At 74.0% G+C, this 26,145-nt stretch carries 25 protein-coding genes; 9 read left to right on the top strand and 16 right to left on the bottom strand.

Going from position 1 to position 26,145, the window contains the following annotated elements; translation table 11 throughout:
* Positions 1–160: 160 nt before the first annotated feature.
* Positions 161–781: a lysophospholipid acyltransferase family protein gene (locus tag ACZ5NJ_RS01095; protein WP_468761995.1), complete on the top strand. Its 621-nt coding sequence runs from the start codon at positions 161–163 to the stop codon at positions 779–781.
* Between the two features lie 9 nt (positions 782–790).
* On the opposite strand, the gene ACZ5NJ_RS01090 is transcribed toward ACZ5NJ_RS01095, so the two are convergent.
* The 3 genes from ACZ5NJ_RS01090 to ACZ5NJ_RS01080 all read right to left on the bottom strand — a co-directional run bounded on the left by ACZ5NJ_RS01090 (position 791) and on the right by ACZ5NJ_RS01080 (position 4,440).
* Positions 791–2,278, bottom strand: coding sequence for a membrane-associated oxidoreductase (locus ACZ5NJ_RS01090; RefSeq protein ID WP_468761331.1), 1,488 nt, complete (start codon positions 2,276–2,278; stop codon positions 791–793).
* Between the two features lie 69 nt (positions 2,279–2,347).
* Positions 2,348–3,892, bottom strand: a complete 1,545-nt coding sequence (locus ACZ5NJ_RS01085; RefSeq protein ID WP_468761329.1) for an MFS transporter — start codon at positions 3,890–3,892, stop codon at positions 2,348–2,350.
* The gene (locus ACZ5NJ_RS01080; RefSeq protein WP_468761326.1) at positions 3,892–4,440 is read right to left on the bottom strand and encodes a TetR/AcrR family transcriptional regulator; all 549 of its coding nucleotides are present in this window, start codon (positions 4,438–4,440) and stop codon (positions 3,892–3,894) included. The genes ACZ5NJ_RS01085 and ACZ5NJ_RS01080 overlap by 1 nt, the downstream gene beginning before the upstream one ends.
* An 89-nt stretch (positions 4,441–4,529) precedes the next feature.
* Between ACZ5NJ_RS01080 and ACZ5NJ_RS01075 the strand changes: the two genes are divergently transcribed.
* Both ACZ5NJ_RS01075 and ACZ5NJ_RS01070 read left to right on the top strand, forming a co-directional pair.
* Positions 4,530–5,042 carry an HAD domain-containing protein gene (locus ACZ5NJ_RS01075; protein WP_468761324.1) on the top strand — a complete coding sequence of 171 codons (513 nt, stop codon included), beginning with the start codon at positions 4,530–4,532 and terminating at the stop codon, positions 5,040–5,042.
* A gap of 67 nt (positions 5,043–5,109) precedes the next feature.
* Positions 5,110–5,538 (top strand): hypothetical protein, encoded by a 429-nt coding sequence (locus tag ACZ5NJ_RS01070; protein ID WP_468761322.1) that lies wholly within the window; start codon positions 5,110–5,112, stop codon positions 5,536–5,538.
* Positions 5,539–5,603: 65 nt separating this feature from the next.
* Here ACZ5NJ_RS01070 and argH read toward each other — a convergent pair whose 3' ends face one another.
* A complete protein-coding gene (gene argH, locus ACZ5NJ_RS01065; RefSeq protein WP_468761320.1) occupies positions 5,604–7,031 on the bottom strand; it encodes an argininosuccinate lyase in 1,428 nt (475 codons plus the stop codon).
* A 261-nt stretch (positions 7,032–7,292) separates the two neighbouring features.
* Between argH and ACZ5NJ_RS01060 the strand changes: the two genes are divergently transcribed.
* The gene (locus ACZ5NJ_RS01060; RefSeq protein ID WP_468761318.1) at positions 7,293–8,834 is read left to right on the top strand and encodes a HEAT repeat domain-containing protein; all 1,542 of its coding nucleotides are present in this window, start codon (positions 7,293–7,295) and stop codon (positions 8,832–8,834) included.
* 205 nt (positions 8,835–9,039) lie between these two features.
* Positions 9,040–9,726: a L,D-transpeptidase family protein gene (locus tag ACZ5NJ_RS01055; protein ID WP_468761993.1), complete on the top strand. Its 687-nt coding sequence runs from the start codon at positions 9,040–9,042 to the stop codon at positions 9,724–9,726.
* Between the two features lie 9 nt (positions 9,727–9,735).
* Here the strand turns inward: ACZ5NJ_RS01055 and ACZ5NJ_RS01050 are convergent, their stop codons facing one another.
* From ACZ5NJ_RS01050 to ACZ5NJ_RS01015, 8 genes are all read right to left on the bottom strand, one after another.
* Positions 9,736–10,275 carry an arginine repressor gene (locus ACZ5NJ_RS01050; RefSeq protein WP_395511357.1) on the bottom strand — a complete coding sequence of 180 codons (540 nt, stop codon included), beginning with the start codon at positions 10,273–10,275 and terminating at the stop codon, positions 9,736–9,738.
* Between the two features lie 7 nt (positions 10,276–10,282).
* Positions 10,283–11,473, bottom strand: a complete 1,191-nt coding sequence (locus tag ACZ5NJ_RS01045) for an acetylornithine transaminase (protein ID WP_468761316.1) — start codon at positions 11,471–11,473, stop codon at positions 10,283–10,285.
* Positions 11,470–12,390, bottom strand: coding sequence for an acetylglutamate kinase (gene argB, locus ACZ5NJ_RS01040; protein ID WP_468761314.1), 921 nt, complete (start codon positions 12,388–12,390; stop codon positions 11,470–11,472). The genes ACZ5NJ_RS01045 and argB overlap by 4 nt, the downstream gene beginning before the upstream one ends.
* Entirely contained in the window at positions 12,387–13,559 is a 1,173-nt protein-coding gene (argJ, locus tag ACZ5NJ_RS01035) for a bifunctional glutamate N-acetyltransferase/amino-acid acetyltransferase ArgJ (RefSeq protein ID WP_468761312.1), read from the bottom strand. Before argJ ends, argB begins: the two co-directional genes overlap by 4 nt.
* Positions 13,556–14,584, bottom strand: coding sequence for an N-acetyl-gamma-glutamyl-phosphate reductase (argC, locus tag ACZ5NJ_RS01030; RefSeq protein ID WP_468761310.1), 1,029 nt, complete (start codon positions 14,582–14,584; stop codon positions 13,556–13,558). Before argC ends, argJ begins: the two co-directional genes overlap by 4 nt.
* A 75-nt stretch (positions 14,585–14,659) precedes the next feature.
* Positions 14,660–15,160 carry a GNAT family N-acetyltransferase gene (locus ACZ5NJ_RS01025; RefSeq protein WP_468761308.1) on the bottom strand — a complete coding sequence of 167 codons (501 nt, stop codon included), beginning with the start codon at positions 15,158–15,160 and terminating at the stop codon, positions 14,660–14,662.
* Positions 15,161–15,229: 69 nt separating this feature from the next.
* Complete coding sequence (locus tag ACZ5NJ_RS01020; RefSeq protein WP_468761306.1) at positions 15,230–15,991, bottom strand: N-acetyltransferase; 762 nt, start codon at positions 15,989–15,991, stop codon at positions 15,230–15,232.
* An 87-nt stretch (positions 15,992–16,078) separates the two neighbouring features.
* Positions 16,079–17,518, bottom strand: coding sequence for an aminotransferase-like domain-containing protein (locus ACZ5NJ_RS01015; protein ID WP_468761304.1), 1,440 nt, complete (start codon positions 17,516–17,518; stop codon positions 16,079–16,081).
* Between ACZ5NJ_RS01015 and ACZ5NJ_RS01010 the strand changes: the two genes are divergently transcribed.
* Positions 17,517–18,437, top strand: coding sequence for a DMT family transporter (locus ACZ5NJ_RS01010; protein ID WP_468761302.1), 921 nt, complete (start codon positions 17,517–17,519; stop codon positions 18,435–18,437). The two genes, ACZ5NJ_RS01015 and ACZ5NJ_RS01010, sit on opposite strands and share 2 nt — an antisense overlap.
* A 59-nt stretch (positions 18,438–18,496) precedes the next feature.
* Entirely contained in the window at positions 18,497–18,712 is a 216-nt protein-coding gene (locus tag ACZ5NJ_RS01005; protein WP_468761300.1) for a DUF1918 domain-containing protein, read from the top strand.
* A gap of 69 nt (positions 18,713–18,781) precedes the next feature.
* On the opposite strand, the gene ACZ5NJ_RS01000 is transcribed toward ACZ5NJ_RS01005, so the two are convergent.
* Positions 18,782–20,059: a glycoside hydrolase family 10-like protein gene (locus tag ACZ5NJ_RS01000; RefSeq protein ID WP_468761298.1), complete on the bottom strand. Its 1,278-nt coding sequence runs from the start codon at positions 20,057–20,059 to the stop codon at positions 18,782–18,784.
* Between the two features lie 155 nt (positions 20,060–20,214).
* On the opposite strand from ACZ5NJ_RS01000, the gene ACZ5NJ_RS00995 reads away from it, so the two are divergent.
* Entirely contained in the window at positions 20,215–21,117 is a 903-nt protein-coding gene (locus tag ACZ5NJ_RS00995; protein ID WP_389610736.1) for a 3-hydroxybutyryl-CoA dehydrogenase, read from the top strand.
* A gap of 72 nt (positions 21,118–21,189) precedes the next feature.
* On the top strand, positions 21,190–22,521 hold the full coding sequence (locus ACZ5NJ_RS00990; RefSeq protein ID WP_468761295.1) for an acyltransferase family protein: 1,332 nt from the start codon (positions 21,190–21,192) through the stop codon (positions 22,519–22,521).
* Here ACZ5NJ_RS00990 and ACZ5NJ_RS00985 read toward each other — a convergent pair.
* The 3 genes from ACZ5NJ_RS00985 to ACZ5NJ_RS00975 form a co-directional block, all read right to left on the bottom strand.
* Complete coding sequence (locus ACZ5NJ_RS00985; protein WP_468761293.1) at positions 22,508–23,038, bottom strand: NUDIX hydrolase; 531 nt, start codon at positions 23,036–23,038, stop codon at positions 22,508–22,510. The two genes, ACZ5NJ_RS00990 and ACZ5NJ_RS00985, sit on opposite strands and share 14 nt — an antisense overlap.
* Positions 23,039–23,090: 52 nt before the next feature.
* Positions 23,091–24,428, bottom strand: coding sequence for a transcriptional regulator (locus tag ACZ5NJ_RS00980; RefSeq protein WP_468761291.1), 1,338 nt, complete (start codon positions 24,426–24,428; stop codon positions 23,091–23,093).
* 461 nt (positions 24,429–24,889) lie between these two features.
* The gene (locus ACZ5NJ_RS00975; RefSeq protein ID WP_468761991.1) at positions 24,890–26,023 is read right to left on the bottom strand and encodes a PP2C family protein-serine/threonine phosphatase; all 1,134 of its coding nucleotides are present in this window, start codon (positions 26,021–26,023) and stop codon (positions 24,890–24,892) included.
* Positions 26,024–26,145: the final 122 nt, after the last annotated feature.

Genomic DNA, 26,145 nt, shown 5'->3' with positions numbered 1-26,145 from the left:
TCCACCTCGTGAACCCGATGTGCGATCAGAGCTGACCCGCGAGTATCGTCCTCACCTGCACTACCGCCGTGTGGTGCGAAAACCGCTTTTCGATGCCGGAGGGCTCACGTTGTTCCGTACCGCGCTCATCAAGGCCACTGCCGGATCGGCCATCCGCCTGATGTTCCGCACCAGGGTGGAGGGGCTGGAGAACATTCCGGGCACCGGCCCCGTGATCCTGGCGGGCAATCACCTGACCTTCATCGACTCGATGATCCTGCCGATGGTGTGCGACCGCACGGTCCACTTCATCGGCAAGGACGAGTACGTGACGGGCAAGGGGCTCAAGGGCCGGCTGATGGCCTGGTTCTTCACCGGCGCCGGCATGATCCCGGTGGACCGGGACGGGGCGAACGGCGGCGTCGCCGCGCTGATGACGGGCCGCCGGATCCTGGAGGAGGGCAAGATCTTCGGGATCTACCCCGAGGGCACCCGCTCCCCCGACGGCCGGCTCTACCGCGGCCGCACCGGCATCGCCCGCCTCACCCTGATGACGGGCGCCCCCGTGGTCCCGTTCGCGGTGATCGGCACGGACAAGCTCCAGCCCGGCGGCAAGGGCATGCCCCGCCCGGGCCGGGTCACCATCCGCTTCGGCGAGCCGATGGAGTTCTCCCGCTACGAGGGCATGGACCGCGACCGCTACGTGCTGCGCGCCGTGACCGACTCGGTGATGGCCGAGGTCATGCGGCTGTCGGGCCAGGAATACGTGGACATGTACGCGACCAAGGCGAAGGCTGCCTGAGCCCCCGCCCTACTGCCGCTGGAGTGACCGGCTGACGCCCGCCGCCGTCGTGGTGGCGAGGATCCAGCCGGTCACGATCAGCAGGTACGACAGCCACTGGTACCAGCCGCCCGGCGCGAACGCCTCCTCCTGGCCGAAGCCGATGATCGGCAGCAGCAGGTCGATCGTGTAGAAGAGCGGGTTGAAGTCGGGGGCCTCCCCCGGCTTCAGCGGCCTCGGGTGGTGCAGCCCGTACGCGACCCAGCCGGTCAGGACCAGCAGCAGGAGCCAGCCCGCCGCGCGCAGCGGCCGGAAGCCGTAGCCGACGGTGATGTCCTGGAGGAGCCCCCACAGGCGGGCGTGCCGGGGCAGCGTGTGCCGGTGCCGGCGCAGCTTGGCGAGCCGCACGCTGCGGGCGGCGGTCTCGTCGCCGACGGTGCGGTAGGCGGCGGCGAGCTGCTCGTAGGCGTGCGGGAGGTAGCCTGACTCCTCGCGCTCCAGCAGCGGCAGGCGCTGCTCGGCGGGCAGGAACGGGTGCAGGACCCGGTAGCCGAGCCCCTCGGTGCGGACCACCGGCGGCCAGACGTCCGGTTCGGCGTAGAGCATGTCCAGCTGGCTGCGGCGCAGGTTGACGATGCCGTCGATGGGCGGGCACTTGCGCAGCCACAGCTCCCCTATGGTGCAGCTGGAGGCGCGCAGGGCGGTCGCGCCCGGGGCGTGCAGCCGGGCGCGGGAGAAAGCGGCCTGGCCCGGTATGCGGGCGCCGGTGAGATTGACCATCCCTTCGGCCTCCAGGCGGCCGGCCCGCAGGTCGGTGCCCACGGACAGGGTCTCGGCGTGCAGGGCTATGCCGCCCGGGGCGTTCAGGCGGGCGTCGTCGAGGTTGATCTGGCCGCCGACGGTGGTGCCGTTCATCCGGGTCTGGCCGTGGACGACGAGTTCCATGGCGATGATGTCGGTGCCGATGTCGGCGTGGTTGATCTGGAGCGGCGGTTCCGGGGTCTCCTCGGGGGGCTCCTCGCCGGTGGCCGGGGTGCCGATGACCGCCCGGCGCAGGAAGAGGCCGCCGGTGATCCGGGCCCCGGCGAGCCGGACGGGCCCGGTGATGCGGCAGCAGGACAGCCTCAGGTCGATGTCGACGGTGACGGTGGAGGCGGTGAGTCCGGGCAGCGTGGAGTCGTTCAGGACCAGGGCGCGCAGCCGGGCCCCGTAGAGCTGGGGTTTGCGCTCGAACCAGCAGCCGCGCAGCCGGATCGGGTGGTCGACGACGGCGTACTTGAGGTTCAGCTTGCCGGTGATCCGGGCGCCCCTGACGTTGAGCTCGGCGACCTGTCCCGCGGGGGAAGGGCCGCTCAGCAGGAGGGCGGCGAGCACCTCGGCCCGTACGGTGCGCTCCGGCCCCCAGTCGTGGCCGCCCGAGGCGTCTTCGTCGGGCCCCTCGCGGAAGTCGACGCCTTCACCGCGCGGGAAGGCGTCCCGTATACGGCGTTCGGCGGGGGTCAGGTCGGTGATCTCCATCGCGGGGATCGTGTCCCGCGCCCCGACGGGCTGTCAACTCCCGTCGGGGCACACCCTCCTGCCGGGGTGTCAGTGCTCGACTCCGTCCTGGAGCTCCTGCCCCTTGAGCAGGAACCAGGCCGCGACGGCGGTGGCGAGCAGGACGGCCGCGCCGACGCCGGAGGCGAGCCGCAGCCCGTCGACGAAGGCCTCCTGGGCCGCGCCGACCATGGTGTGGGCGGTCTGCGGGTCCAGGGCCCTGGCGGCCTCGACGGCTCCGCCGAGGGACTCGTGGGCCGCGTCGGCCACCGGGGCCGGGACCGAGGCCGGGGCGGTGAAGCCCTGGTAGACGCCGGTGACGATGGAACCGAGCAGGGCGATGCCCAGGGCCGCGCCCAGCTCGTAGGCGGTCTCGGAGACGGCCGAGGCCGAGCCGGCCTGCTCCTTGGGCACGCTGGAGAGGATCACGTCGGCGGTGACGGTGAAGGAGAAACCGGCGCCGAGGCCGACGACGAGCAGGGAGGCGCCGAGCAGCGGGTAGGCGCTGTGCTGGTGGATCAGGGTCAGGGCGGCCAGGGCCAGGCCTATGGCGGCGAGGCCGCCGGCGACGATGACGCGGACCGAGTACCGGCGGGCGTACCGGCCGGCGACCAGGCCGGTGACGACCGCGCCGACGGCGGCGGGCAGTTCGGCCAGGCCCGCCTCCAGGGGGTCGCGGCCCTGGACCAGCTGGAGGAACTGGGAGAGGAAGAAGACCAGGCCGGAGAGACCGAAGACGGTCAGCAGGTCGGCGAGGACCGCGCCGGAGAAGCCGCGGTGCTTGAACAGCCGCATGTCGAGCAGCGGCGAGGCCAGGGTGAACTGGCGGCGCACGAAGGTGTACAGGCAGCCCGTGCCGATGACGGCGGCGGCCGCGACGCCCCAGGTCACACCGTGGGTGGCGACTTCCTTGACGGCGTAGACCACGCCGATGACGCCGACGAGCGAGAGCGCGACGCTGAACAGGTCCCAGGGGCCGGCCACCGGGTTCTTGGACTCGGGCAGCAGCTTGACGCCGACGACGACGAGGACGGCCATCACGGGCAGGTTGATGAGGAAGACCGAGCCCCACCAGAAGTGCTGGAGCAGGGCTCCGCCGACGACCGGTCCGACGGCCGCGCCGGCGGAGGCGGTGGCGCCCCAGATGCCGATGGCGAGGCTGCGCTCCTTGGGGTCGTGGAAGATGTTGCGGATCAGGGCGAGGGTGGACGGCATCAGGGTGGCGCCTGCGACGCCGAGCAGCGCCCGGGCCACGATCATCATCTCGGGGCTGGTGGCGTAGGCGTTCAGGACGGAGACGGCACCGAAGGCGGTGGCGCCGAGCAGCAGCAGCTTCTTGCGGCCGATGCGGTCGCCGAGGGAGCCCATGGAGACGAGCAGGCCGGCGATGACGAAGGAGTAGATGTCGCCGATCCACAGCAGCTGGGTGCCGGACGGCTTGAGGTCCTCGCTGAGGGACGGCGTGGCGAGGCCGAGTACGGTGGCGTCGACCGCGACCAGCAGGACGGCCAGGACGAGCACGGAGAGTGCCAGCCAGCGGCCGCGGCTCTTCCCCTCCGCCCCCGTCTGCCGGTTCAGCTGTTCGGTTCTGGTCATCACTCCACGCTCCGTCGTGCGCCACCGAGCAGCAACTCGGTGATCATGTATTGGAAGTCCTTGGCGGCGACCCGGCCGTCCATGACGGCCCAGGCGCAGGTGCCGATCAGGCCGTAGAGGGCCTCGGTGAGCCAGGCCGGGCTCAGGTCGATCCGGATGTGGCCCTCCTGCTGGCCGCGCCGGAAGAGCGCGCCGACGCGGGCGTCGAGGCGGGCCCAGCCCTCGTTGACCTGGTCGCCCTCGAACAGCTGGTTCTCGGTGACGAGGAAGGCCAGCAGCTGGGCGTCGGTCTCGGTCTCGGCGACGAGGCGGTGCAGGGCCTCCACGGCCGTGCCCTCGTCGAGGCGGGCCCGGTCGAAGGCGACCTCGAAGCGGCGGATGCCGAACTCCTCCAGGGCCCGTACGAGGGCGTCGCGCCCGGCGAAGTGCCGGTGGAGGGTCGCCCGGCCGATGCCGGCGGCGCGGGCCACCTCGTCCATCGTCGCGGTCGATTTGCGGGAGAGCAGGGCCGCCGCGTCGCGGAGCACCTGGTCACGATCCATGGCCATGAGACAACGATACCTCAAATGAGACGTCGATGTCTCATGCGGAGGAAAAACAGGCTGCCGAAGGGGCAGCCGGAAGGAAATCTGTGCGCATGAAGCCACTGCTGCTGATCGACGTCGACGGACCCCTGAACCCGTACGCGGCCAAGGCCCAGCGCCGTCCGGAGGGCTACTCCACCCACCGGATGCGGCCCACGGGCTTCACCGACGGCAAGCCCCTGCGGGTCTGGCTCCACCACGGACACGGGGCCGAACTGCTGGCGCTGTCGGACGCGTACGAGCTCGTCTGGGCCACCACCTGGAAGGACGAGGCCAACGACTGGATAGGCCCGCACCTGGGCCTGCCCCGGCTGCCGTACATCGACTGGCCGGTGATGCACGGCCGGGCGCCGCGCGGCACGTTCTGGAAGACGCAGTACGTCCTGGAGTACGCGGGCGCGCGCCCCTTCGCCTGGATCGACGATGACATCACGGCCATGGACCGCGAGTACGTCGAGCAGCGCCACCCGGCGCACGCGCTGCTGATGTACGTCGACGAGCGGATCGGACTGACCCGGCCGGACTTCGACGCGCTGGCGGCCTGGGCCGATGATCAGACCTCTTGATCTCTTCGGGTGAACCCTCGTGACCAGGGGTTATGTGCGTCGTCGGGGAGACGGGAGAGTCCTCCCCATGAACGGATCGATGAAGCTGGCCCTCGGGGCCGCAGCGATGGCACTCACGGTCGGCGGCGCGTTCGCCGTGTCCTCCGCGTCGGCGGAACCGGCGCCCGCCGGGAAGGCCGCGGGCGCCGTGGCGACCACCACCGCCTGGGCGAAGATCAGCGCGGGCGGCATCGTGCTCGGCGGCCAAGGCGTGCGCGGTGTCAGCAAGTTCGGTACCGGCCGCTACAACATCACGACCACCTCGAGCCTGGTCGGCTGCGCCCTGCTCGGCACCGTCAACACCAACGGCGGCGACGATCCGGGCCCCGGCAGCGCCTCCATCCTGGTCGGGCTGCTGAACCCGACCACGCTGTTCGTCCGCACGGCGACCCCGTCCGGCACCGGCAACGCCGTGGTGGACAGCGACCGGCCGTACTCGATCACCGCCGTCTGCTGACTCCCACACACCGGAGGGGCGGTACGGGCCCGCGCGGGTCCGCACCGCCCCTCCGGGCGTTTCGGCTACTGCTTGTGCGTCGCCCAGGCGTGCTGGATGACCAGGTCGGCCTTGAGCTCGGTGAGCTGGACCGCGACCGCCGACGGGGCGGTGCCGCCGCGGCCGTTGCGGGAGGCCAGGGCGCCGGGGACGTTGAGGACCGTGCGGACCTCGGGGGTCAGGTGCTCCGAGATCTTCGCGAACTGGGCGTCCGTGAGCTCGTCGAGCTCGATGCCCTCGGCCTCGCAGACCTTGACGCACTCGCCGGCCACCTCGTGTGCCACCCGGAAGGGCACGCCCTGCTTGACCAGCCACTCCGCGATGTCGGTCGCGAGGGAGAAGCCCGCCGGGGCCAGTTCCTCCATCCGCTCCCGGTTGACCGTGAGGGTCGCCATCATCCCGGTGAAGGCCGGCAGCAGCACCTCCAGGGTGTCGCAGGAGTCGAAGACGGGCTCCTTGTCCTCCTGGAGGTCACGGTTGTAGGCCAGCGGCAGCGCCTTGAGCGTGGCCAGCAGGCCCGCCAGGTTGCCGATGAGACGGCCCGACTTGCCGCGCGCCAGCTCCGCGATGTCCGGGTTCTTCTTCTGCGGCATGATCGAAGAGCCGGTGGAGAAGGCGTCGTGGAGGGTGACGAAGGAGAACTCCTTCGTGTTCCACAGGATGATCTCCTCGGCGATCCGGGACAGGTTGATCCCGATCATCGCGGTGACGAAGGCGAACTCGGCGACGAAGTCGCGCGAGGCCGTGCCGTCGATCGAGTTGCCCACCGAGCCGCGCTCGAAGCCCAGGTCGGCGGCGACCGCCTCCGGGTCCAGGCCGAGGGAGGAGCCGGCCAGGGCGCCCGACCCGTACGGGGAGACCGCCGTACGGGTGTCCCACTGCCGCAGCCGCTCGGCGTCCCGGGACAGGGACTGCACGTGGGCCAGCACGTGGTGGGCGAACAGGACCGGCTGGGCGTGCTGGAGGTGGGTCCGGCCCGGCATCGCCACGTCCGCGTGCGCCTCGGCCAGGCCGACCAGCGCGTCCTGGAGGTCGGCGATCAGCCCGCCGATGATCCGCGCGTGGTCGCGCAGGTACATCCGGAAGAGGGTGGCCACCTGGTCGTTGCGCGAACGCCCGGCCCGCAGCTTGCCGCCGAGGTCGGCGCCGAGCCGCTCCAGCAGGCCCCGCTCCAGGGCGGTGTGGACGTCCTCGTCGGCGACCGTACCGACGAAGGAGCCGTCGGCCACGTCGGCCTCCAGCCGGTCGAGGCCCGCGATCATGCGGTCGAGTTCCTCGGCCGTGAGCAGCCCGGCCTTGGCCAGCACGCGGGCGTGGGCGCGGGAGCCGGCGATGTCATAGGGCGCCAGGCGCCAGTCGAAGTGGACCGACGCGGACAGCTTCGCGAGGGCCTCCGAAGGCCCGTCGGCGAACCGGCCGCCCCAGAGCCGGACGTCACCGTTGTTGCTGCTCACAGCTACTGCTCCTCATGAGGGTGGAAGTGGGCGGCCTCCCCGCCGCGGAGGGTGCGGGGAGGCCGTCCGGATACAGCGTCAAACGATTCAGGCGGGGTCGCGACGCGCTGCGGTCCACGGCAAGAATAGGCATAACTATGCATTGCTCTGCATGTTTCGTCAATCGAGTCCCCCTCCCGCGGTGCTGACCAGGCCGTATATCGCGCGCGGGGCTCCGAGCCGCCCCCTACCATCGGGGGCGGATCCAGCCGGGGAGGGCACATGTGGAGCGCGGCCGAGGACGCGGCGTGGGGGCGGGGCGTGGCCCGGGGGCTGGTACGGGGGGACACCGCCCCGGTGGCCGGCCGGCTCCACGGGAACGGGCCGGAGGCCTGGATCGCCTTCGACCGGGACGTGCGCCGCCTCCAGCGGCTCCCCGGGGTGCGCGCCGACCGGCTGGAGGCGCGGCTGTGCCACCCCGACGGGCGGGTCCGCGCGGCCGCGCTCGCCGCGTGGCGCAACCCGCCGGCCCAGCTCGTCCTGATCCGGTGCGCCGACTGGGTCCCGCAGGTGCGCGAGCGCGCCCGCAGGGTGCTGGGCCGGGTGCTGGCCCAGCACCCCGTCCGCACCCGGGACCGGGCCCTGCGGGCGCTGAACCGGCCGGTGGCCGACGACCCCGCCCACGTACTGACGGCGCTCACCCCGCTCACGCTGCGGCTGGGCGGGCGCGAACACGGCGGCTGGGCGGTGGAGCAGCTCGAGGCCGCCCTCGCCGGCCGGTACTCCTCCCTCGCCGCGTGGTGGCGCCCCGGACTGCCCTCGACGACCTGGAGCCGGAACTCGCTGACCCCCGGGCAGCGCGCGGGCATGCTGGAGCGGCTGGGCCGCAGCCCCGACCTGCCGTCCCGCCGTTTCGCCGCGCGGGTGGCCCTCGCCGCCGGGCGGTACGGGGTACGGGAGCTCGCCCTCCGAGCCGCCGCCGAGCCGGATCCGGTGGCCTGCGGGCTGTGGACCGACGCCGTCCTGGCGGCGATGGCCGCCGACGGGCCGGACGACGGGGCGGTGGACGCCCTGCTGGCCTCACGGTTCCCGGCCGTACGGGCCGTCGGGGTGACCGCCCTGCGCCGGGCCGGGCGGGCGACGGAGGCCGAGCGGTTCCTCGCCGACCGGGCGGGGTCGGTGCGCGCCTGCGCCCGCCGGCTGCTGCGCCAGGACGGCGGGGATCCGTACGCCCGCTACCGGGCGCTGCTCGCCGACCCGGAGCGGGTGAGCGGGTACGCGGTGACCGGCTTCGCCGAGGTGGCCGGGCGGGAGGATGTGCCGGTGCTGCGCGGCCTGCTGGAAGACCCCGACGGGGCGGTGCGGGCCGCCGCCCTGGCGGGGCTGCGCCGGTTCGGCGCCGAGGTCGCCGAACCGGTCCTGCTCGCACTGCTGGAGGGACCGTCGGCTTCGGCGGCCCGTGAGGCCGCGCTGCACCTGATGCCGGTGGCCCGGCGGCTGGACGCGGCCGCGCTGGCCGCCCGTACCGGCCGGGAGTGGCGCCCGCACACCCGCAGGGCCGCCTTCCGGCTGCTGGAAGGCCGGGGCGGGAGCGCCGAACTGCGGGCGTCGGTGGCCCTGTTGGACGACCCGGACCCGGGGACGCGCCGCCGCGCACGGGAGCGGGTGGCCGGCTGGAACTGGCTCGCCACCCTGGACGAGGGCACGGCGGCCCAGGCGGAGCTGGGCGGACTGCTGGCGCGGGCGGCCGACCTGCTGGGCGCCCTCGAACTCCGGCTGGCCCACGCGCCCGGGGGCCTCCGGGCGGGCGGCTCCCGCCCCTGACACTGCCGTCCGGACGGCGTCGCACCGCTGCGGGCGGCCGCCCGGCCGGGCCCCGCCTGCCGTACGGCCGCGCCGCCCGGGGCATCGACCGGCGCGCGGGCGCCGCACGTGGCCGCGCCGGAGCGGCGAACGGCTCCTCCGATCGGGTCGTCACGGCCCGCCCGCACCGCTCCGGGCCCCGCCGGCCCGTACCGTCTGACGCGTGCTGCGCAACGCGATCATCGCCGGTTCCCTGGTCCTCGCCGGGCTGTGGCCGCACGGCCCCGACCCGCTGCCCGAACGCCTCGCCGACACCGGCGGCGGCAGCCAGCTGATCACCGCCGTCGCCCCCGCGCCGGGATCCACCACGGGTCTGCTGACCTGGTGGGACCGGCGCGCGGGCCGCTGGTTCGAGGCCGGCCGCGCGCCCGCCCGGTTCGGCGCGAACGGCCTGACCGAGGGGACGACCCGGACCCAGGGTACGAACACCACCCCGACCGGCCTGTACGACCTGCCGTACGCCTTCGGCGTCGCGCACGCGCCGGCCGGGACCTCGTACGTCTACCGGCGGGTGACGGACCGTTCGTGGTGGTGCCAGGACAACGCCTCCGCCGCCTACAACCGCTGGACGGAACCGCTGCCCGCCGACTGCGCGCCGGGCGAGTCCGAGCACCTGGCGGCGTACGGGACCCAGTACGCGCACGCGCTGGTCATCGGCTTCAACTACGAGCAGCCGGTACGCGGCCGGGGCGCGGGCATCTTCCTGCACGTGAACGGCAGGGGCGCGACGGCGGGTTGCGTCTCCGTGCCGCAGGACGCGATGCGCGAACTGCTGCGCTGGGCGAACCCGCGCCGCGCCCCCCACATCGCCATCGGCACGGAGGACGGCCCGCTGGCCGTCACCCGCTACTAGCGGACGAGGCTAGCCCTCCTTCTGCGCCAGGCGCAGCATGTGGTCGGCCAGGGCCTGGCCGCCGGCCGGGTCGCGGCTGATGAGCATCAGGGTGTCGTCGCCGGCGATGGTGCCGAGGACGGCGTGCAGTTCGGCCTGGTCGATGGCCGAGGCGAGGAACTGCGCCGCCCCCGGTGGGGTGCGCAGGACCACGAGGTTCGCGGAGGCCTCGGCCGAGATCAGCAGCTCGCCGGAGAGGCGTCGCATGCGCTCCTCCTTGGCCGACTCGCCGAGCGGGGCCTGCGGGGTGCGGAAGCCACCCTCGCTGGGGACCGCGTAGATCAGCTCGCCGCCGGTGTTGCGGATCTTCACCGCGCCCAGCTCGTCGAGGTCGCGGGAGAGCGTCGCCTGGGTGACGCTCAGCCCGTCGTCGGCGAGCAGCTTGGCCAGCTGGCTCTGGGAGCGGACCGGCTGCCGGTTGAGGATGTCCACGATCCGGCGGTGGCGGGCGGTGCGGGTCTGCGGAACGGAGGGGCCGCCGTTCTGATCGTGCTCCTGCGCCTGGCTCATCGTCGTCTCATTCTCCGGATCGTCCCGCTTCGTCGAGGATGCCGGGAAGTGCCCGGACGAACGCGTCGACCTCGGCCTCGGTGATGACGAACGGGGGCATCAGCCGTACGACGTCGGGGGCGGGCGCGTTGACCAGGAATCCGGCCTGCTGGGCCGCCAGCTGCACCTGCGGTGCGAGGGGCTCCGTCAGCACGATACCCAGCAACAGGCCCGAGCCGCGGACGTGGGAGACCAGCCCGTGACCGGAGGCTTCGATTCCGGAGCGCAGCCGTTCGCCCCGGGCCTTGACCTGGTCGAGCAGGCCCTCGGTGGCGATGGTGTCGATCACCGCGAGGCCGGCGGCGCAGGCGACCGGGTTGCCGCCGAAGGTGGTGCCGTGCTGGCCGGGCTGGAGCAGCCCGGCGGTCGGGCCGAAGGCGGCCACGGCGCCGATGGGCAGACCGCCGCCGAGGCCCTTGGCGAGGGTGACGAGATCGGGGTCGACGCCCTCGTGCCGCTGGTACTCGAACCAGGTGCCGCAGCGCCCGATGCCGGTCTGGACCTCGTCGAGGGCGAGCAGGGTGCCGGTGGCCCGGGTGATCTCGCGGGCGGCCGTCAGGTAGCCGGGGGGCGGGACGACCACGCCGTTCTCGCCCTGGACCGGCTCGATGAGGACGAGCGCGGTCTCATCGGTGACGGCGGCCCGCAGGGCCTCCACGTCACCGTAGGGGACGTGGGTGACGTCGCCGGGCAGCGGCTCGAAGGGGGCCTGCTTCTTCGGCTGGCCGGTGAGCGCGAGGGCGCCCATGGTGCGGCCGTGGAAGCCGCCGTCGGTGGCGACCATGTGGGTCCGGCCGGTGAGCCGACCGATCTTGAAGACGGCCTCGACCGCCTCTGTGCCGGAGTTGCAGAAGAAGACCCGTCCCTCTCGGCCGAACAGCTGGAGCAGCCGCTCGCCGAGGGCGATGACCGGCTCGGAGGTGAACAGGTTGGAGACGTGGCCGAGGGTCCGGATCTGCGTGGTGACGGCGTCGACGATCGCCGGGTGGGCGTGGCCGAGGGCGTTGACCGCGATGCCGCCGACGTAGTCGGTGTACTGCTTGCCGTCCGCGTCCCAGACCTGCGCGCCCTCACCGCGTACGAGGGCCACGGCCGGGGTGCCGTAGTTGTTCGTGAGCGCGCCCTGCCAGCGGGCGGCGTACTCCTCGTTGTGCGTCACTGTGTTCCCCCTTGCGGTGTGCCCGGTACCGGGTCGGGCAGGACCATCGTGCCGATGCCCTGGTCGGTGAAGATCTCCAGCAAAATCGAGTGCTGGACGCGTCCGTCGAGGACGCGGGCCGTGGGGACGCCGCCCCGTACGGCGTGCAGGCAGCCCTCCATCTTGGGGACCATGCCGCTGGACAGATCGGGCAGCAGCTTCTCCAGCTCGCTGACGGTGAGCCGGCTGATGACCTCGTCGCTGTTGGGCCAGTCCGCGTACAGGCCCTCGACGTCGGTGAGGACCATCAGCGTCTCGGCGCCGAGGGCGGCCGCCAGGGCGGCGGCGGCGGTGTCCGCGTTGACGTTGTAGACGTGGCCGTCGTCGGCGCTGCGGGCGATGGAGGAGATGACCGGGATCCGGCCGTCCGCGAGGAGGGCCTCGATCGCTCCGGTGTCGATGGAGGTGATCTCCCCGACCCGGCCGATGTCGACGAGCTCGCCCTCGATCTGCGGCTTGTGCTGGGTGGCGGTGATGGTGTGGGCGTCCTCGCCGGTCATGCCGACGGCGAGCGGGCCGTGCTGGTTGAGCAGTCCGACCAGCTCGCGCTGGACCTGCCCGGCCAGCACCATGCGAACGATGTCCATCGCCTCGGGGGTGGTGACGCGCAGGCCGGCCTTGAACTCGCTGACCAGGCCCTCCTTGGCGAGCTGCGCCTTGATCTGCGGGCCGCCGCCGTGCACCACGACGGGCTTGAGGCCGGCCTGGCGCAGGAAGACCACGTCCTGGGCGAAGGCCGCCTTCAGGTCCTCGTCGATCATGGCGTTGCCGCCGAACTTGATCACGACGATCTTGCCGTTGTGGCGGGTGAGCCAGGGCAGGGCCTCGATGAGGATCTGCGCCTTGGGCAGCGCGGTGTGCTTCCTCGCGGCGCTCATGACGAGTACGCGCTGTTCTCGTGGACGTACTCGGCCGTCAGGTCGTTGGCCCAGATGACCGCCGACTCGCCGCCGGTCGACAGGTCCGCGGTGATGCGCACCTCGCGCCCCTTCATGGAGACCAGGTCGCGGTCCTCGCCGACCGCGCCGTTCTTGCAGACCCACACGCCGTTGATGGCGACGTTGAGGCGGTCCGGGTCGAAGGCCGCGCCGGTGGTGCCGATGGCGGAGAGCACCCGGCCCCAGTTGGGGTCCTCGCCGTGGATGGCGCACTTGAGCAGGTTGTTGCGGGCGATGGACCGGCCGACCTCGACCGCGTCGTCCTCGCTGGCCGCGCCGATCACCTCGATGCGGATGTCCTTGCTGGCTCCCTCGGCGTCGCCGATGAGCTGGCGGGCGAGGTCGTCGCAGACCGCGCGGACGGCGGCGGCGAAGTCCTCGTACGCCGGGACCTGCCCGGAGGCGCCGGAGGCGAGCAGCAGCACCGTGTCGTTGGTGGACATGCAGCCGTCGGAGTCGACCCGGTCGAAGGTGGTGCGGGTGGCGTCGCGCAGCGCCTTGTCCAGGGTGGCGGCGTCCAGGTCGGCGTCGGTGGTGAGGACGACGAGCATGGTGGCGAGGCCCGGGGCGAGCATGCCCGCGCCCTTGGCCATGCCGCCGACGGTCCAGCCGTCCTGGCCGGCGGTGGCCGTCTTGTGCACGGTGTCGGTGGTCTTGATGGCGATGGCCGCGGCCTCGCCGCCGTCGGCGGAGAGGGCGGCGGCGGCCGTCTCGATGCCGGGCAGCAGCTTGTCCATCGGGAGCAGGACGCCGATCAGGCCGGTGGAGGCGACGGCGATCTCGCCGGCGTTGTGCTCGCCGCCCGGACCGTGCTCGTTGAGGGTGGCGGCGACCTTCTCCGCGGTGGCGTGGGTGTCCTGGAAGCCCTTGGGGCCGGTGCAGGCGTTGGCTCCGCCGGAGTTGAGGACGACGGCGCTGACGGTGCCGCCGCGCAGGACCTGCTCGGACCAGCGGACCGGCGCGGCCTTGACGCGGTTGGAGGTGAAGACGCCGGCGGCGGCCAGTCGCGGCCCGGTGTTGACCACGAGGGCCAGGTCGGGGTTGCCGTTCGCCTTGATCCCGGCGGCGATGCCCGCCGCCGTGAATCCCTGTGCTGCCGTGACGCTCACGGTGCGACTCCGATCGTGGAAAGTCCCGTCGCCTCGGGGAGGCCGAGGGCGATGTTCATGCTCTGCACCGCGCCGCCGGCGGTGCCCTTGGTCAGGTTGTCGATCGCGCTGATGGCGATGATCCGCCGGGCGGACTCGTCGTAGGCGACCTGGAGGTGCACGGAGTTGGAGCCGTACACCGACTTCGTGGTCGGCCAGACGCCCTCGGGGAGCAGCTGGACGAAGGTCTCGTCCGCGTACGCCTTCTCGTAGGCGGCGCGCAGGGATTCCGCCGTGGTGCCGGGGCGGGCCTTGGCCGAGCAGGTGGCGAGGATGCCGCGCGCCATGGGCACGAGGTGGGGGGTGAAGGAGACGGAGACCCGCTCCCCGGCGAGGGGGGAGAGGTTCTGCACCATCTCGGGGGTGTGGCGGTGGACGCCGCCGACGCCGTAGGGGCTGACGGTGCCCATGACCTCGGAGCCGAGCAGGTGCGGCTTGAGGGCCTTGCCCGCGCCGGAGGTGCCGGTGGCGGCGACGACCACGGCCTCGGGCTCGGCGAGCCGCGCCTGGTAGGCGGGGTACAGCGCGAGCGAGACGGCGGTGGGGAAGCAGCCGGGCACGGCGATGCGCCTGCTCCCGGCCAGGGCGGCCCGGGCTCCGGGCAGCTCGGGCAGGCCGTAGGGCCAGGTCCCGGCGTGCGGGGCGCCGTAGAAGCGGTCCCAGTCGGCGGAGTCCTTCAGCCGGTGGTCGGCGCCCATGTCGACGACGAGCACCTCGTCGCCGAGCTCGGCGGCGACGGCGGCGGACTGCCCGTGCGGAAGCGCGAGGAAGACGACGTCGTGGCCGGCGAGGACCTCGGCCGTGGTCGGCTCCAGGGTCCGGCCGGCGAGCGGCACCAGGTGCGGCTGCAGGCTGCCGAGGAGCTGTCCGGCGTTGGAGTGTCCGGTCAGCGCGCCGATCTCCACCTCGGGGTGGGAGAGCAGCAGGCGCAGGACCTCACCGCCCGCGTATCCGCTCGCTCCGGCCACCGCTACACGTACCACCATCGGACCCTCCTCTTCGATGGCATGACTATACGTACCTTTGCAGGGTTATGCAAAGGGTTCCCGGGGTCCCGCACCTCAACAGTCCCGCTCGTATTCGACCTGTTCAAGGGGGTGGCCGTCGCCGAAGTCACAGGGGCGCGAGGCGCCGCTCGCGACGAACCCGGACCTGGAGTAGAAGCGCCGGGAGCGGGGCGTGTCGCGCAGGGTCCACAGATGCGCGGCGGTGAAACCGTCGGCGCGCAGCCGCACCAGCGTGCCGGTCATCAGGGCGGCGGCGACGCCGGTGCCCCAGCCGTCGGGGTGCGCGTAGAAGCTGAGGATCTCGGCGGTGCCCGGGGGCCGGGTGTCCGAGGGGCGGTACCAGGACAGGGCCAGGGGGCGGCCGTCGGCCAGGGCCAGCAGGACCGTCCCCGGGCCGTCGGTGACGCGGCCGTGCCAGCGGGCGCGCCGGTCGGCGACGCCCGCCGCGGCGAACTCGGGGGTGAAGAAGGGGCCGTACGCGGCCCCCCAGGCGGCTGCGTGGATCTCCCCGAGCGCGTCCCCGTCGACCGCACCCGCCCCACGAATCTCGATCATGCGGGCAACCTAGCGGGGGCCGCGGATTGACCGCGCCCATTGCCCGGCACCGCCAATCAAACGCGGCGTTCAGTCCGTGGGCGCCGTGAGCGGGTGGCGGACCCAGACGTTGGGTTCGACGTAGACGGCGTAGTCGTGCTCCGGCTCGCAGTGGACGAGGCTCAGCGCGCCGGGGACGCGGATCCGTCCGGGCCCGTCGAAGGGGAGTCCGGTCCACTCGCGCCACTGGGCGAGTGAGCCGGTCACGGTCATCGAGAGCGGGGCCACCGAGTCGATGACCGCCCCGGCCCGGACGTGGACCCGCAGCCACGGGTCGTACGGGAGGCCGTCCTCGCGGGTGCGGTACGCGTACTCGGACATCGGCGTGTGCGGCTCGGCCGGCTTCCCGCTGGGCCGGACCGGGGCCACCACCTCGGTGAACCCGGCGGCGCGGGCGCCGTCCCGCATCGCGGCCAGCATCCGGCCGGAGAGCCCCCGCCCCTGCCGGCCCGCGGCGACGGAGATCTCCAGGGCGCTCACGGTGTCGGGGCGGATCCCGCGCCGCAGGTCGGAGAAGGCCCACATCAGCACCCGGTCCCAGCCCTGGGCGGGCAGCACCCCGCCGCGCTCGGCGCAGTGCAGGGCGAAGGGCACGCTGAAGGCCCGGGCCACGACCTCGTCGCCGTCGGTGGCGATGAACACGTAGTCCGGGAACTCCGCGACCAGGCGCGGGTAGAGCAGCCAGGCCACGGAGTCGTGCTGGGCGAACGCGGGCCAGGAGTCCTCCATGTCCCAGAGCCGGGAGGCCAGCTCGGGACGGCGGGACAGGGAGGTGATTTCGATCTCGGTCATGAGCCGCAGGCTAGGCGCGGGGATCCGCCGTCTCAACGGGATTTGGGCCCCGGCCCGCAGGCACGGCCCTCGCGCCGGGGCCGCAGGTCAGAGCCGGCCCAACCCACCGCGCAGCCGCTGGACGGCCTCCACCAGCTCCCCCGGGCCCGAGACCCCGGCGAAGCTCATCCGGACGTACGCGGCCGGCGGCTCGGCGCAGAAGTACGGGCGGCCGGGCGCGACCGCGACCCCGGCGCGCAGGGCCGCCGCCGCGAACTCCGCGTCGCTCCCGCCGCCGGCCGGGCGCACCCACAGCTGGTAGCTCCCGTGCGGCAGGTGCGGCACCTGCGCCCCCGGAAGCTCACGGCGCAGGGCCCCCGCGAGCACGTCGCGGCGGTGGCGCAGCTCGGCGGCGACGGCGCGCAGGTGGCGGGGCCAGGCGGGGGCGCCGACCAGTTCGAGGGCGGCCTCCTGGAGCGGGCGGGGCACGAAGAAGCTGTCCACGACCTGGATGGCGCGCAGCCGGTCCAGGACCGGGCCCCGGGCGGCGAGCGCGCCGACGCGCAGGCTGGGGGAGGTGGCCTTCGTCAGGGAGCGCACGTGGACGACGATCCCGTCGGCGTCCTCGGCGGCCAGGGTCGCGGGCAGGGGGCCCGCGTCCTCGTGGGCGAGGTTGCGGGCGTAGTCGTCCTCGACCACGAAGGCCCCGGCGGCCCGGGCGATCCGCAGCACCTCGGGCCGCCGCTCGGCGGACAGGACGGCTCCCGTCGGGTTCTGGAACAGCGGCTGGCAGACGAAGACCCGGGCGCCCGTGGCCTCGAAGGCGGCGGCCAGCAGTTCGGGCCGGACCCCGTCGGCGTCCACCGGGACGGGCACGGGGCGGCAACCCGAGGCGCGGGCGATGGCCAGCAGCCCGGGGTAGGTGGGCGACTCCACCAGGACGGGCGCGCCCGGCGGGGCCAGCGCCCGCAGGGCGGTGGTCAGGGCGCTCTGGCCGCCCGCGGTGATCATCACGTCGGCGGCGCCCAGCGCCCCCACCGCGCCCCCGATCTCCCGGGCGAACCAGTCACGCAGCTCGGGCAGCCCTTCCAGCGGCGGGCGGCCCCAGGCCCCGGGCCGGCGCCCGGCCCGGGCCAGGGCGGCGGCCATGGCCCGCTCGGGCTGGAGCGAGGGGTGCAGGTAGCCGCCGTTGAGCTCGATGACCCCGGGCGGCGACGCGGCCAGCGAGATCTGCAACCCGGAGGCGTCCACGGAGCGCGGCACCACGTCCCCGGCTCCCTCGGCGCTCAGCGCGACCTCCTGCCAGGAGGTGTCCCCGGGCGCGGGGCCGGCCGTCCGGGGGTGGGCGCGGTAGGCGCCGGCGCCGGGCCGGGTGACGACGAGCCCCTCGGCGGCGAGCTGCGCGAGGGCCCGGGAGACGGTGACGGGGCTGACGCGGTAGCGCTCGACCAGGGCCCGGCTCGATGGGAGCTTTCCACCCACCGGGTAGCGGTCCAGCTCTGACCGCAGGGATTCCGCCAGTTCCGCCACACTGCTACGCTCGTACATGACAGCACAGAATAGCGCTACTCGCCCGAGCCCGATAGCAGTCCAGGTGGGGGGCCACAGCAGCGCCGCCCGCGGCGGTACCGCCCTCGCCCTCCTCGGCGTGGTCGCCTTCTCGCTGACCTTCCCCGCCACCGCCTGGGGCCTGGAGAGCTTCGGCCCCTGGTCCCTCGTGGCCCTGCGCAGCGCGCTGGCCGCCGTCATCGCGAGCGGCTTCCTGCTCGCCGGGCGGGTCCCGCTGCCGGCCCGCGCGCACTGGGCGGGGCTGGCCGTCGTGGCCGGCGGGGTGGTCGTGGGCTTCCCCCTGCTGACCACGCTCGCCCTGCGCACCTCCACCACCTCGCACGCCGCCGTCGTGGTGGGCCTGCTGCCGCTGACCACCGCCGCCCTGTCGGCCCTGCGCACCGGGACCCGGCCCCCGCGGGCCTTCTGGGCGGCGGCCGTCGCCGGGGCCCTGGTGGTCCTCGCCTTCACCCTGGCGCAGAGCGGCGGCGCCCCCTCGGCCGGGGACGCCTACCTGTTCGGGGCCCTGCTGGTCTGCGCGGCCGGCTACACCGAGGGCGGGCGCCTGGCCCGGCTGATGCCGGGGTGGCAGGTGATCGGCTGGGCCCTGGTGCTGTGCCTGCCGCTCTCGCTGGCCGGCTCCGTGCTCGGGCTCGCGACCGAGCCGGTGCACCCGACCTGGCACGGAGTGGCCGGCCTGGTGTGGGCGGCGGCCGGGTCGACCTTCCTCGGGCTGTACGTCTGGTACCGCGGCATGGCCGCGATCGGCGCCCCGCGCGCCAGCCAGCTCCAGCTCGCCCAGCCACTGCTGACCCTGGTCTGGTCGGTGGCGCTGCTGGGCGAGCGGCTGTCCCCGGCGACCCCGCTGGCCGCCGGGGCGGTCCTGGTCTGCATCACCGTGACCCAACGGGTCAAATAGCCCCGGATCGGCCTAAACTACTGGCACCGGACCGGACCTGTTCCGAGGGAGGTCAGCAGATGCGAGCGACCGAGGGCGACCAGCTGGTACAGCACGGCAGGATCGTGGGCCAGCACGACAGGGTGGGCGAGATCGTCGAGGTGCTGGGCGAGAACGGCGCGCCCCCCTACCGGGTGCACTTCCCGGACGGGCACGACGCCGTCATGTCCCCCGGCCCCGACTGCGTGGTGCGCCACCCGGACCGGGCCGAGGGCGCGGCCACCACCCGGCGCTGATCCGCCCGCCGGACGGACCACCCGTCGGAAACCGGGGACCACCCGCCGAACCGGCCGCCTGACATCGCGTCAGCGCGGCGCCGCCACCGCCTGGTAGTGGTCGGCGACGACCCGGGCCATGGCACCGTTGGGGTCCGCGGCCACCTGCTTCGCCGAGAAGTAGACGTGGCCGCGGACCTCCGGGTACTTCCCGGCGAAGGTCAGGTGCTTCGACAGCTCCGCCGGATCGCGCCAGGCGGGCGTGGAGCTGTTCGCGTCGCAGCGGTACAGCGCCTCGCCGACGTACAGGTCCACGCCGGTGCCCGCGACGGTCTTCGCCCACCAGGGCACGATCGCCGCGTAGTCGGCCTGCGGATGGCCGATCTGCCAGTACGCCTGCGGCGCGATGTAGTCGAGCCAGCCCTCGGTGACCCACTTGCGGGTGTCCGCGTACAGGTCGTCGTACGTCTGCACGCCCGCCCGGGTCGGCGACCCGAGCGGGTCGGTGTCCCGGTTGCGCCACACCGCGAAGGGGCTGACCCCGAAGCGCGCCGCCGGGCGGACCTGGCGCAGCCGCCGGCTCATCTCGGAGACCAGCGCGTCGGTGTTGTGGCGGCGCCAGGCGGCGCGGGAGCCGAAGGAGGCCCCGTACTCGGCGTAGGCGTCGTCGTCGTCGAAGTACTCCCCCTCCACCGGGTACGGGTAGAAGTAGTCGTCCCAGTGGACCCCGTCGACCGGGTAGCGGGAGACGGCGTCGAGCATCGCCTCCTGCACGAAGGCCCGCACCTGGGGCAGCCCCGGGTTGTAGTAGAGCTTGCCGCCGTACGGGACCACCCAGTCGGGGTTGCGGCGGGCCGGGTGCGCGGCCGCGAGCCGGGAGGGGTCGGTGTGGTTGGCCACCCGGTAGGGGTTGAACCAGGCGTGCAGTTCCAGGCCGCGCGCGTGCGCCTCGGTGACCGCCGTGCCCAGCGGGTCCCAGCCCGGGTCCTCGCCCTGCGTCCCGGTCAGCCACTGCGACCAGGGTTCGCGCGCGGAGGGCCAGAAGGAGTCCGCGGCCGGCCGGACCTGGAGGACCACCGCGTTCAGCCGGCGCCGGACGGCGGTGTCCAGGTGGGCGATCAGCCCGGCGCGCTGGTCCCGGGCGGTGAGGCCCGAGGCCGAGGGCCAGTCCACGTTCTGCACGGTCGCGATCCACACCCCCCGGAACTCCCGGGCCGCCGCCCGCCCCCCGCCCCCGACCCTGGCCCCGGCGGCCCCCCGGGCCGGCCCCGCCGGGCCGGGGGCCGCCTGCGCAGGGCCCCCACCCGCCGCGGCGGCCACCGCCCCCGCCGCTCCCGCCAGCAGCCCCCGCCGTCCGATGTACGCCATGTGACGACTCCGTTCCACTCCGTGACAACGCTTCGCGAACGCCCAGCATGCCCGCCCCGCCCCGCCACCGGCGGCAAGGAAGGCAGTAACGTCGGGGGGCGTGGCGGGCGCCGGGATGCAGTTACCACTGCCGAACTACGGGGGACCCGCGATGGATGAGCAGCGAAAGGCACGATGTGACGGACCTCTCTACCCTCCCGACCGACATCACCCGGGTCGGCGTGGTGGGCTGTGGCCAGATGGGCGCGGGCATCGCGGAGGTGTGCGCCCGCAGCGGTCTTGAGGTGAAGGTCGCCGAGACCACCGGGGAGGCCCTGGAGATCGGGCGCACCCGGCTGCACAACTCGCTGACCAAGGCCGCCGAACGCGGCAAGATCAGCGAGGAGGAGCGGGACGCCACCCTGGCCCGCCTCACCTTCACCACCGACCTCGGCGAGTTCGCCGACCGCGACCTCGTCATCGAGGCCGTCGTCGAGAACGAGCAGGTCAAGACGGAGATCTTCCAGGTCCTCGACCAGGTGATCACCCGCCCGGACGCGATCCTCGCCTCCAACACCTCCTCGATCCCGCTGGTCAAGCTGGCCGTCGCCACCTCGCGGCCCGACCAGGTCATCGGCATCCACTTCTTCAACCCGGCGCCCGTGCAGCGGCTCGTGGAGCTGATCCCGGCGCTGACGACGGGCGAGGAGACCGTGAAGCGGGCCGAGGCCCTGGTGCGGGACGTGCTGGGCAAGCACGCCGTGCGCGCCCAGGACCGGTCCGGGTTCGTCGTCAACGCCCTCCTCGTGCCCTACCTGCTGTCCGCGATCCGGATGTTCGAGTCCGGCATCGCGAGCCGCGAGGACATCGACAACGGCATGGAGCTGGGCTGCGCCCACCCCATGGGCCCGCTGAAGCTGTCCGACCTGATCGGCCTGGACACCATCGCGTCGATCGCCGACTCGATGTACGCCGAGTACAAGGAGCCGCTGTACGCCGCTCCCCCGCTGCTCCAGCGGATGGTCGACGCGGGCCGCCTGGGCCGCAAGACGGGCTCGGGCTTCTACCCGTACGGCTGAGCGGCCGCGCACCCCGTGTGAGAAGTGCCTCGGTCGCCCTCGCGGCGGCCGGGGTGCGGCTAGGGTCCCTCCGTGAACAGCCCCAGGACCGCAGCGGCGCGGCTCCCGTCCGCCGTCGCCCCCAGCCCCTCCCCGGCCGCGGCCGCGGTCCCGGCTGCCGCGCGGCTCGGCTGGCTCGACGCGCTGCGCGGCCTCGCCGCCCTGGTCGTGGCCCTGCACCATTTCGGCGTGCTCGGAATGCTGCCGTCCGGGCAGACCGCGGCGCGGAGCTTCGACCTCGGCCTGTTCGGGGTCATGCTGTTCTTCATCGTCAGCGGGTACATCATCCCGGCCTCGCTGGAACGCCGCGGCGATGTCCGCGCGTTCTGGATCGGCCGGTTCTTCCGGATCCATCCGGCGCTCTTCGTCACCCTCGCGGTCGCGCTCCTGGTGCTGCCGGCGGGCGACAGCGCCGTCCGCGTCCTGCGCACCGGCGACGACGCGGTCTCGCTGCTCGCCAACGGGCTGCTGCTCCAGGACGTGCTCGGGGTCACCAACGGCATGAACGTCACCTGGACGCTCTGCTACGAGATGGTCTTCTACTTCTTCGTCACCGCCCTGTTCACCCGAGGCCTGCACCGGCACAGCGCCCCGATCGCGGCGGGCTGCGCCGCCCTGGCCCTGGCGGTCGGCACGTCCGTCGGCGAGCGGCTCCTGACGCCCGACGCCCCGGCGGTACGGTTCCTCGTGCCGGCCGTCGTCCCGGTCGTGCTCGCGGGATTCGCCGGGGTGCTCAGCGGCCGGCCCGGACCGACCCGCGCCGGGGCGCTGCTGCTCGGCGGGCTGGGGCTGGTGCTGGTCACCCTGAACAGCCGGGCCCCCGGGTACGAGACGTGGACGATCTTCGCGACGATGTTCGCCGGAACGGCGGTGTACCGGGCGCAGCACGCCCCCCGCCGCCGGGTCCCCGCCCTGCTGGCCTGCGGCTTCGTGGTCGTCGCGGGCGTGCTGGTCGGCCCGCTCTACAACCGGAACGGCTTCGAGGACCACACCTGGACCCGTGGCTGGCTGTCCTGGTCGGCGGCCTACCTGGCCGCCTGGGCCGTGTTCGGGCTCGGCTTCCTGCTCCGGCGGCGGCGCTTCCCGCGGGTGCTCACCTGGCTCGGCGCGGTCAGCTACTCCCTGTACCTCGTCCACCTGCCGCTGAAGCACCTGCTCGGCCCCCTGGCGGGGGTGCCGCCGCTGCCGTCCTCGGTGTCCGGCAGGATCGCCTGGACCGCGCTGTACCTGGCGGCGGTGCTGGTCGTGAGCCATCTGCTGTACCGGCTGGTCGAGATACCGATGCAGAACCTCGGCCGGCGGGCCCAGCGGGCGGCGGCCCGGCGCCGGCCGGCCGCCGCGCGCGAGGACGCTAGCCCAGCCTGAGGTGGTGCAGCAGGAGGAGGCCGGCCGCCATGTTCGCGGCCGGGACCTCCCCGCGCCCGATCATGTCCGGGACGAGCTTGAGGGGCACCCACTCGCGGCGCGAGGACTCGAACCCGTCCTCCGGTTCGCCGACGCGGGTGGCCCCCTCCGCCCAGTAGAGGTGGTGGCGGGCGTCCGTCAGCCCGTTGGAGGGCTCGACGGTCATCAGGTGGTGGAGCGGGCCGGGCCGCCAGCCCGACTCCTCCTCCATCTCCCGTGCGGCGGCCGCCTCGACGGACTCCCCGTCCTCGACCACCCCCGCGGGCAGCTCCCACCCCCAGCTGTCGGTGATGAACCGGTGCCGCCACAGCAGCAGCACCTCGTCCGCCTCGTTGACGGCCGTGGCCACGGCCACCGGCCGCAGCCGGATGACGAAGTGGTCCAGGTGCCGGCCGTCGGGAAGTTCCACGTCCGCCAGGTTCACGTCGAACCAGCGGTTCTTGTACACGGTCTGCTCGCTCAGGTTCGTCCACTGCACGGTATTGCCGCCTTCCGGTTCGTAGGTGGCAACATGGCAGCAGCTGGGACGGTCACAGGGGAACGCGCAGCGCCCCGTCGATGAGGTCGGCGGTCTCCTGAGCCCCGGCACAGCCGCTGTCCAGCAGGGCTTCGCGGACCGCCCGCAGCCGGTCCCGCAGGCGCAGCGACTCCATCCCCTTGGCCCGTTCGGCCATTTCGGCCGCCGAGGCCACGGCCCGGTCCGCCTCCCCCTGGCGCAGCTGGATCTCGCACAGCATGGCCAGCCGGTGCACCCGTCCCCGGTCGTGCGCGGGGGTGCCGACGGCCTCGGCCGCCTGCTCGTGCGCGGCGTCCAGGTCCCCCAGGCTGAGCAGCGCCTCCGCCACCTGTACGTTGACCAGCCCGGGCTGGACGTAGCCCGTCTCGGCGGGCTCGGTGCCGGGCCGGATCCGCTCGGCGGCCGCCTCGGCCCGCCGGATGCAGGCCAGCGCGGCCGCGGTGTCCCCGAGTTGGGCGTAGGCCTTGGCCTGCATCGCGTACAGGTCGGCGGCCAGCGCCGGGGTGGTCTGCCGGCCCGCGGCGCGCAGCGCGGCCTCGGCGAAGGCCACGGCCTGGCGGAAGTCCCGCAGGTGCAGGGACTGGTTGACCAGCAGGGCGATGACGTACGCGCCGAGCCCCCGGTCCCCGCTGGCCTTGGCGAGGCGCAGGGCCTGGTGGAAGTAGCGCTGGGCGAGCCCGTGCGCGTCGGAGTCGTACGCGCAGATGCCCGCGACCGCCACCAGGGACCCGGTGGCACGGTGCAGTTGCCGGCCGACGGCGTCGGGGTAGCCGCCGCGCAGCATGGGGGCGGTCTCGCTGCCGAGGAAGCGGACGATGCGGGCGCGGGTGGCCATGCCTCCGGCCCGGCGGTACATCAGCTCGTAGTGGGCGCGGGCGGCCCGCAGGATCTCGATGTGCTCGGGGCCGATCCGGTGCGTGCCCGCGCGGGACACGTCCGCGTCCTCCGGCGGGTTCTCCCACTCCCACACCGGGATCACGGCGGGGGTGCCGGTGAGGGCCTGCGCGGTGAGCTGCGCGGGCCGGCCCAGCTCGTCGGAGCGCCACAGGGCGGTGGCGCGGTCCACGAAGCCGCTGAGCCGGGCGGCGTGCGGGGTCTGCCGGCCGGGGATGCCGAGCCCGATGTCGTCGAGGCCGACCGGGCGGTGCAGGCGTCCGCCCAGCACCTCGCAGATCAGGTCGGGCACCTGGCCGCGGGGCCGCTGCCCCTTCAACCAGCGGGAGACCGCGGTGTGTTCGTAGCGCAGCGCGAGTCCGCGGGACCGTCCCGCCTGGTTGACGTGCGCGGCGAGTCCGGCGTGGGACATGCCCGCCTCGGCGAGGAGGGCGTCGAGCAGGGCGTTGGGCTGCATGGGCCCCTCCAAGGGCTCGTCGGCTTCAGGCTAGTGGCTGCGGGGTGCGCGCGGGGGCCGGTGTGCCCGATTCACACGGGGTGTGAACCAAGAACGCGCATAAATGCGATGCGCACCCTGCCGCGAAGGGGCCGCGCCGCGCTTCACTTAAGGGCCTCGCCAAGGAGGCCGCCCGGTCGTCGGCTCCCCCTCGTACAGTGCGACGACCCGGCACCGCGCCGCCCGCCTTGCCGTCTGCCCGACACTCCATGGCAGGCGGGCGGCGCACCACGGCTCCGCGGGGGCCGCCCGGTTGGTCGCCGGGCCCCCCGCCCGAGCCGGCCGGTTCCGCACCGGGTCCGTCCACCGGCCCGGTGCGGAGCGGCACCGCCGGTCGAGCCGGACCGGCCCGGGTCGTTCCACTCCCCCCGGCCCGGGTGGTCCGGCCGTACCGGTCGCGCCCGTCGCGGCCGCCGTACCGGTCAGGGCCGGTCGTTGCGCAGCGCCAGCAGGGCGACGTCGTCGGCCAGGCGCCCGCCGGTGTGGCGCAGCAGGGCGGCGTGCACGCCCGCGACCAGCCGCGCGGGCGTGAGCGTCCGCTGCGCGGCGAGGAAGGCTGCCAGCGGGAAGAACCGCCCGTGCCGGTCGCGGGCGTCCTCGGCGCCGTCGGTGTGGAGTAAGAGTGCCTCTCCGGGGCGGAGTCGGCCGAGGTCCTGCGGTCGTACCGCCTCGGGTACGGGTGCCACCCCGAGCGGCGGCCAGGTCTCGCCCCCGTCCAGCACCCGCACGTCGGTGTACCGCTGCGCGGAGCCCCTTCCCGCCCCGCCCCTCCCCCGTTCCCCGGAGCTCCGCCCCGGACTCCGTTCAGGTGCCGCCCGGTCGGCGCCGGGGGCTCCGCCCCGGGGGACGGTGCAAGGGCGGGGCGGGGCGAGGCTCCCGCAGGGTTGCGGGACGGCGGCCCGGCGCAGGAGGTACGGCCACGGATGGCCGCAGTTGAGGGCCAGGAGGGTGCCGTCCGGGGCGATCTGGAGCAGCAGCACCGTGACGAAGTCCTCCGCCACCGGGGACTCCGGTCCGGCCGGCCCGGCCGAGGGGTGCTCCGCCCGCGCCCGCTCGCGCAGGTACCGCTGCAGGGAGCGCTCCATGCGGAGCAGGACCCCGCCCAGCGAGGCCTCGTCGTACGCCGCCTCGCGGAACGAGCCCAGGACCGCCGCGGCCCCGCCCAGCGCGGGGAGCCCGTGGCCCCGTACGTCCCCGATCACCACCCGCACCCCGTGCGCCGTCGGCACCGCCTCGTACAGGTCCCCGCCCACCGCCGCGCCCCGGCTCGCGGACAGCTGGGCCGCGCACAGCGCCAGGCCCCCGATCCGCCCCGGCAGCGGCCGCAGCAGCACCCGCTGCGTGGCCCCGGCGATCTCCCGCGAGCGCCGCAGCTCGGCGACGAGGCCCCGCCGGACGTGCAGGGCGCAGCCCATCGCGAGGAGCAGGAAGGCCGCGCAGGACGTCAGGCCGGGCCCCAGCGGCCCCGGGGTGGACAGCTCCCAGGACACCGCGGCGGCGCCCCAGGCGAGCACGCACGCCAGGCGCGCCCGGTGCGTATCCCGGCGCGTCATCATCCTCAAGGACGCTCCCCTCCGACTCGTCGGCCGGAACGATTGTGTCGACCTCCTGACGTACCGGACACGGCCGGGAGCCGTTCTCACCCGAAGGAGTGAGCCTTGTCCCGATATGCCTGAGG

Source organism: Streptomyces sp. NPDC032091, from assembly GCF_055580265.1.
Note: the sequence above shows the minus strand (reverse complement) of the source record. Positions and strands in the feature narration are given on the sequence as shown.

Bases quoted from the DNA above. Each gene is read 5' to 3' on its own strand.
- ACZ5NJ_RS00995 (WP_389610736.1), top strand. From the start codon at position 20,215: ATGAGCAGCGAAAGGCACGATGTGACGGACCTCTCTACCCTCCCGACC.
- ACZ5NJ_RS01070 (WP_468761322.1), top strand. From the start codon at position 5,110: ATGAACGGATCGATGAAGCTGGCCCTCGGGGCCGCAGCGATGGCACTC.
- ACZ5NJ_RS01090 (WP_468761331.1), bottom strand. From the start codon at position 2,278: ATGGAGATCACCGACCTGACCCCCGCCGAACGCCGTATACGGGACGCC.
- ACZ5NJ_RS01085 (WP_468761329.1), bottom strand. From the start codon at position 3,892: ATGACCAGAACCGAACAGCTGAACCGGCAGACGGGGGCGGAGGGGAAG.
- argB (WP_468761314.1), bottom strand. From the start codon at position 12,390: ATGAGCGCCGCGAGGAAGCACACCGCGCTGCCCAAGGCGCAGATCCTC.
- ACZ5NJ_RS01060 (WP_468761318.1), top strand. From the start codon at position 7,293: ATGTGGAGCGCGGCCGAGGACGCGGCGTGGGGGCGGGGCGTGGCCCGG.
- ACZ5NJ_RS01000 (WP_468761298.1), bottom strand. From the start codon at position 20,059: ATGGCGTACATCGGACGGCGGGGGCTGCTGGCGGGAGCGGCGGGGGCG.
- ACZ5NJ_RS01010 (WP_468761302.1), top strand. From the start codon at position 17,517: ATGACAGCACAGAATAGCGCTACTCGCCCGAGCCCGATAGCAGTCCAG.
- ACZ5NJ_RS01075 (WP_468761324.1), top strand. From the start codon at position 4,530: ATGAAGCCACTGCTGCTGATCGACGTCGACGGACCCCTGAACCCGTAC.
- ACZ5NJ_RS00980 (WP_468761291.1), bottom strand. From the start codon at position 24,428: ATGCAGCCCAACGCCCTGCTCGACGCCCTCCTCGCCGAGGCGGGCATG.
- ACZ5NJ_RS01020 (WP_468761306.1), bottom strand. From the start codon at position 15,991: ATGACCGAGATCGAAATCACCTCCCTGTCCCGCCGTCCCGAGCTGGCC.
- ACZ5NJ_RS01050 (WP_395511357.1), bottom strand. From the start codon at position 10,275: ATGAGCCAGGCGCAGGAGCACGATCAGAACGGCGGCCCCTCCGTTCCG.
- ACZ5NJ_RS01095 (WP_468761995.1), top strand. From the start codon at position 161: ATGTTCCGCACCAGGGTGGAGGGGCTGGAGAACATTCCGGGCACCGGC.
- ACZ5NJ_RS01080 (WP_468761326.1), bottom strand. From the start codon at position 4,440: ATGGCCATGGATCGTGACCAGGTGCTCCGCGACGCGGCGGCCCTGCTC.
- ACZ5NJ_RS01025 (WP_468761308.1), bottom strand. From the start codon at position 15,160: ATGATCGAGATTCGTGGGGCGGGTGCGGTCGACGGGGACGCGCTCGGG.
- ACZ5NJ_RS01005 (WP_468761300.1), top strand. From the start codon at position 18,497: ATGCGAGCGACCGAGGGCGACCAGCTGGTACAGCACGGCAGGATCGTG.
- ACZ5NJ_RS00975 (WP_468761991.1), bottom strand. From the start codon at position 26,023: ATGATGACGCGCCGGGATACGCACCGGGCGCGCCTGGCGTGCGTGCTC.
- ACZ5NJ_RS01015 (WP_468761304.1), bottom strand. From the start codon at position 17,518: ATGTACGAGCGTAGCAGTGTGGCGGAACTGGCGGAATCCCTGCGGTCA.
- argC (WP_468761310.1), bottom strand. From the start codon at position 14,584: ATGGTGGTACGTGTAGCGGTGGCCGGAGCGAGCGGATACGCGGGCGGT.